This window comes from Pseudomonas sp. UBA6315, assembly GCF_002438125.1.
Taxonomy (GTDB): domain Bacteria; phylum Pseudomonadota; class Gammaproteobacteria; order Pseudomonadales; family Pseudomonadaceae; genus Aquipseudomonas; species Aquipseudomonas faucium.
In genome coordinates this window covers 1-5,515 of the sequence record NZ_DJTF01000192.1, presented here as the reverse complement: position 1 = coordinate 5,515, position 5,515 = coordinate 1, and the positions used below count along the sequence as shown (strand labels likewise).

The 5,515-nt window shown below is 62.2% G+C and carries 4 protein-coding genes and 1 pseudogene; all 5 read right to left on the bottom strand.

All coding sequences use genetic code 11. From position 1 onward, the window contains the following. Window positions 1-392: 392 nt before the first annotated feature. Entirely contained in the window at window positions 393-2,228 is a 1,836-nt protein-coding gene (gene glmS / locus B3E94_RS23590) for a glutamine--fructose-6-phosphate transaminase (isomerizing) (protein WP_236236182.1), read from the bottom strand. Window positions 2,229-2,230: 2 nt separating this feature from the next. Continuing rightward, the gene (locus tag B3E94_RS23585) at window positions 2,231-3,007 is read right to left on the bottom strand and encodes a DeoR/GlpR family DNA-binding transcription regulator (RefSeq protein ID WP_286915439.1); all 777 of its coding nucleotides are present in this window, start codon (window positions 3,005-3,007) and stop codon (window positions 2,231-2,233) included. A gap of 223 nt (window positions 3,008-3,230) precedes the next feature. Next, entirely contained in the window at window positions 3,231-4,598 is a 1,368-nt protein-coding gene (gene glmU / locus B3E94_RS23580) for a bifunctional UDP-N-acetylglucosamine diphosphorylase/glucosamine-1-phosphate N-acetyltransferase GlmU (protein ID WP_286915438.1), read from the bottom strand. Between the two features lie 122 nt (window positions 4,599-4,720). Continuing rightward, window positions 4,721-5,140: a F0F1 ATP synthase subunit epsilon gene (locus B3E94_RS23575; protein ID WP_176511767.1), complete on the bottom strand. Its 420-nt coding sequence runs from the start codon at window positions 5,138-5,140 to the stop codon at window positions 4,721-4,723. A gap of 43 nt (window positions 5,141-5,183) precedes the next feature. Next, window positions 5,184-5,515, bottom strand: a pseudogene (locus B3E94_RS23570) (F0F1 ATP synthase subunit beta); the annotation flags it as partial.

The window sequence follows — 5,515 nt, the reverse complement described above, 5'->3', positions numbered from 1 at the left end:
AATGAAACTTTATTTATACGGATGATACTTTATTTATACGAATGAACCTTTATTTGCATCCCACACCTGGGTCATCAGCTTGCGATGTGCAGCCTTGACCGGAGCTATGGGCATGGATGCCATTGTTCGAGTCGCTCAAAATTGGGCGACCCGCTCGACCGGGACGAGGACAGGTGTCGTGCACAGGGGGACACCCCAGAGAGCGGGCTAAGCCAGGACAACAGTCACAGCGGTGAGTAGAGGATTGTCACCCGAATCTTCAAGGCCTGGCTCCGGCCCGATGTGCGGTCAGAGCCTGCCTTGTGACAACCTTTATTACGTTGTGACAACCTTTATTGTTTTGTGACAACCTTTATTATTCAAAAACACCCAAGTTCCAGGAATACCTGGCCTTACTCCACCGTCACCGACTTGGCCAGGTTACGCGGCTGGTCGACGTCAGTCCCTTTGAGTACAGCAACGTAGTACGACAGCAGCTGCAGCGGGATGGTGTAGAGGATCGGCGCCAGGGCATCGGAGATGTGCGGCACCTTGATCACGTGGGTGCCTTCGCCATTGCTCATGCCGGCATGCTCGTCGGCGAACACCACCAGCTCGCCGCCGCGTGCACGCACCTCCTGCAGGTTCGACTTGAGCTTTTCCAGCAGCTCGTTGTTCGGCGCCACGGTAACCACCGGCATGTCGTTGTCCACCAGTGCAAGTGGGCCATGCTTGAGCTCGCCGGCTGGGTAGGCTTCGGCGTGGATGTAGGAGATTTCCTTGAGCTTGAGCGCACCTTCCATCGCCACCGGGTACTGGGCGCCACGGCCGAGGAACAGGGTGTGGTGCTTGTCGGCGAACAGCTCGGCGATCTTCTCGACGGTGGCGTCCATGGCCAATGCTTCGCCCAGGCGGGCTGGCAGGCGGCGCAGTTCTTCCACCAGTTCCGCTTCCACGCCCGCTTCGAGGGTGCCACGCACCTGGCCCAGGGCCAGGGTCAGCAGCATCAGCGAGACCAGCTGGGTGGTGAACGCCTTGGTCGAGGCCACGCCGATTTCAGGGCCGGCCAGGGTCAGCAGGGTCAGGTCGGATTCACGCACCAGCGAGCTGATGCCGACGTTGCAAATCGCCAGGCTGCCGAGGAACCCCAGCTCCTTGGCGTTGCGCAGGGCGGCCAGGGTGTCGGCGGTTTCACCAGACTGGGAGATCGACACGAACAGGGTGTCGGGCTGCACCACCACCTTGCGGTAGCGGAACTCGCTGGCCACTTCGACCTGGCATGGGATACCCGCCAGGCTCTCCAGCCAGTAACGGGCGACCATGCCGGCGTGGTAGCTGGTGCCGCAGGCGACGATCTGCACGTTGCGCACTTTGGCGAACAGCTCGGCAGCCTGCGGGCCGAAGGCCTGCACCAGCACGTGGTCGTTGCCCAGGCGGCTTTCCAGGGTGCGCTGGACCACGGCCGGCTGCTCGTGGATTTCCTTGAGCATGAAGTGGCGGTAGGCGCCCTTGTCGGCGGCTTCGGCACCTTCGTGGTACTGCACGGTTTCGCGCTGCACGGCGTTGCCGGCCTGGTCCCAGATCTTCACTTGGTCACGGCGGATCTCGGCGATATCGCCCTCTTCCAGGTACATGAAGCGGTCGGTGACCTGGCGCAGCGCCAGCTGGTCGGAGGCCAGGAAGTTCTCGCCATGGCCCAGGCCGATCACCAGCGGGCTGCCACTGCGCGCGGCCACCAGGCGGTCAGGTTGTTTCACGCTGATCAGCGCCAGGCCATAGGCGCCGTGCAAGCGCTTGATCGCGGCCTTGAGGGCGTCGGCCAGGTCCGGGATGGTCTTGAGGGTGTGGTGGATCAGGTGGACGATGACCTCGGTGTCGGTCTGCGAGGCAAACACGTAACCCAGGCCCTTGAGCTCTTCACGCAGCTCTTCGTGGTTTTCGATGATGCCGTTGTGCACCACCGCCACTTCGTTGCCGGAGAAATGCGGGTGGGCATTGCCTTCGGTCGGCGCGCCGTGGGTGGCCCAGCGGGTGTGGGCGATGCCCAGCTGGCCGACCAGCGGCTCGGCAGTATTGGCGGCTTCCAGCTCGGCGACCTTGCCAATGCGGCGCAGACGCTGCAGCTCGCCCTGCTGGGTGTAGACAGCCAGGCCGGCGCTGTCATAGCCACGGTACTCAAGCCGCTTGAGGCCTTCGATGAGGATGGCGGTGACATTGCGCTCGGCTACCGCACCAACGATTCCACACATGGTTATTTCTCCTGGCTGATCGCGGCGCAGATCAGGTTGATGCCGCGAGCTTGAATGTGTTCGCGTGCCGCTGCGGGCAGGCGTTCGTCTGTAATAAGGGTGTGCACGCTGCCCCAGGGCAGCTCGAGGTTGGGGATCTTGCGCCCGACCTTGTCCGACTCGACCATCACGATCACCTCGCGGGCCACCTCGGCCATGACCCGGCTGAGGCCGAGCAGTTCATTGAAGGTGGTGGTGCCGCGGCTGAGGTCGATGCCATCGGCGCCGATGAACAGCTGGTCGAAATCGTAGGAGCGTAGTACCTGCTCGGCGACCTGGCCCTGGAACGATTCGGAGTGCGGGTCCCAGGTGCCGCCGGTCATCAGCAGCACGGGTTCGTGTTCGAGTTCGCTGATGGCGCGCGCCACGTTCAGCGAATTGGTCATCACCACCAGGCCTGGCTGGCGGCCGAGTTCCGGGATCATGGCGGCGGTGGTGCTGCCGCTGTCGATGATGATGCGTGCGTGTTCACGGATGCGTGCGACAGCAGCGCGGGCAATGGCCCGCTTGTAGGCAGACACGGGCTGGGCCGACTCGCCGAGCATTTCCTGTGGCACCGGTACCGCCCCGCCATAGCGACGCAGCAGCAGGCCGTTGGCCTCCAGCGCTGCCAAATCCTTGCGGATGGTGACTTCCGAGGTTTCGAAGCGCTTGGCCAAGGCATCCACGCTCACCTCGCCTTGCTCGCTGAGCAGGGCCAGGATGTTATGGCGGCGTTGGGGTGTGTTGCGTTTCGACATGGGCGCTTAAGTTTCGTTTCGAAAGATAATGGTTGCAATCAAAACCTAAGATGACCGTTTCGTCAAGCTGCCTCTGACCTGTGGATAAGATTATGGGGGGCTGGTCTGTAGGAGCGGCCTTGTGTCGCGAAAGGAGGGCAAAGCCCTCCCCCTCTCCATCGCCCAATAAAAAAGCCGACTTATTCACACAAGTCGGCTTTCGATCGAAACAGCTGTGTATAACTCAGCTCTTCTTGATCTTCTCCGGGCGCTTCCACCCCGAGATATTGCGCTGACGCGCCCGTGCCACTGCCAGCTCACCCGCTTCGACAGTCTGGGTAACGGTCGACCCCGCTGCCGTGGTCGCACCATCCTTGATATCCACAGGCGCCACCAGCGAGTTGTTGGAGCCGATGAACACGTCCTCGCCCATCACCGTCTTGAACTTGTTGGCGCCGTCATAGTTGCAGGTGATGGTGCCCGCGCCGATGTTGGTGCGCGCGCCTACCTCGGCATCGCCCAAGTAGGTCAGGTGCCCGGCCTTGGCGCCCTCGCCCAGGTGTGCGTTCTTCAGTTCGACGAAGTTACCCACATGGGCCTTGGCGTCGAGCACGCTGCCCGGGCGCAGGCGAGCGAACGGGCCGGCATCGCTGCCCTCGCCCATCACCGCGCCTTCGAGGTGGCTGTTGGCCTTGACCACCACGCCTTTGCGCAGCGTGCTGTTCTTGATGACGCAGTTGGGGCCAATCTGCACGTCGTCCTCGATCACCACCTTGCCTTCGAGGATCACGTTGATATCGATCAGCACATCCCGACCAACGGTCACTTCGCCGCGCACATCGAAGCGCGCCGGGTCGCGCAGGGTGACGCCCAGGGCCATCAGCCGGCGGCCTTCGCGCAGCTGGTAATGGCGCTCGAGCTCGGACAGCTGGCGGCGGTCGTTGGCGCCCTGCACTTCCATCGGGTCGTGCGGCTGTTCGGTCGCGACCACCAGGCCATCGTTGACCGCCATGGCGATGACGTCGGTCAGGTAGTACTCGCCCTGGGCGTTGTTGTTCGACAGGCGCCCCATCCAGTCGGCCAGGCGCGCAGCAGGCATGGCGAGGATACCGGTGTTGCCTTCCTTGATCGCCTTCTGCGCTTCGCTGGCATCCTTGTGCTCGACGATGGCAGTGACCTGCCCGTTGCCGTCACGCACGATGCGGCCGTAGCCCGTCGGGTCCTGCAGGGTGACGGTGAGCAGGCCCAGTTGCGTGTCACCGACCTTGGCCAGCAGCCGCTGCAAGGTTTCCACTTCGATCAGCGGCACGTCGCCGTACAGCACCAGCACCGTGTCGGCGGTGATCGCCGGCAGCGCCTGGGCCACGGCATGGCCGGTACCCAGCTGTTTGTCCTGCATCACGAAATTGAGGTCGTCAGCACCCAGGCGCTCGCGCACTTGTTCGGCACCGTGGCCAATGACCACATGGATACCTTGCGGCTGAAGCTGGCGCGCGCTGTGGATAACATGGCCAAGCATGGAATTGCCGGCGACCGGATGCAGCACCTTGGGCAGCGCCGAGCGCATGCGGGTGCCTTGGCCGGCGGCGAGAATAACGATATCGAGTGACATTGACTGGCTACCAATCCTGGGTGGTCAGTGAAATGACCGGGAGGGAAAAACGGAAAAAGAAAAAGGGTAGCCGAGGCTACCCTTTTACTCAATCGCTACAGAAGTGATCAGCCAGGGGCCGATTACTTGCCTCTGCGCATTTGCTGGACGGTACGCAGCTGGGCTGCGGCCTCGGCCAGACGTGCGGCGGCGGCGCTGTAGTCGAAGTCCGCGCCTTTCAGACTCAGGGCGTTTTCGGCAGCCTTGAGGGCTTCCTGGGCCTGAGCTTCATCCAGGTCTGCAGCACGTTGCACGGTATCGGCAAGCACCTTGACCATGTTCGGCTGAACCTCGAGGAAACCACCAGAGATGTAGAACACCTCTTGGGCGCCACCCTGCTTGGTCAGCGTGATCGGACCAGGCTTCAGATTGGTGATCAGCGGCGCGTGGCCTGGAGCGATACCAAGATCACCCAGGTTACCGTGCGCAACCACCATCTCGACCAGGCCGGAGAAAATCTCTCCTTCCGCGCTGACGATATCGCAATGGACTGTCATAGCCATCTGCTTGCCTCAACCTGATAGCGCCCCTTGCGGGGCGCAGGAATTACAGTTTCTTGGCTTTCTCGATCGCTTCGTCGATGCTGCCGACCATGTAGAACGCTTGTTCTGGCAGGTGGTCGTAGTCACCTTTGAGGATGCCGCTGAAGCCAGCGATGGTGTCTTTGAGGGACACGTACTTGCCTGGCGAGCCGGTGAAGACTTCGGCCACGAAGAACGGCTGCGACAGGAAGCGCTGGATCTTACGAGCGCGGGCTACCAGTTGCTTGTCGCTTTCGGACAGTTCGTCCATACCCAGGATCGCGATGATGTCCTTCAGCTCTTTGTAGCGCTGCAGAACATACTGAACGCCACGCGCGGTGTCGTAGTGCTCGTTGC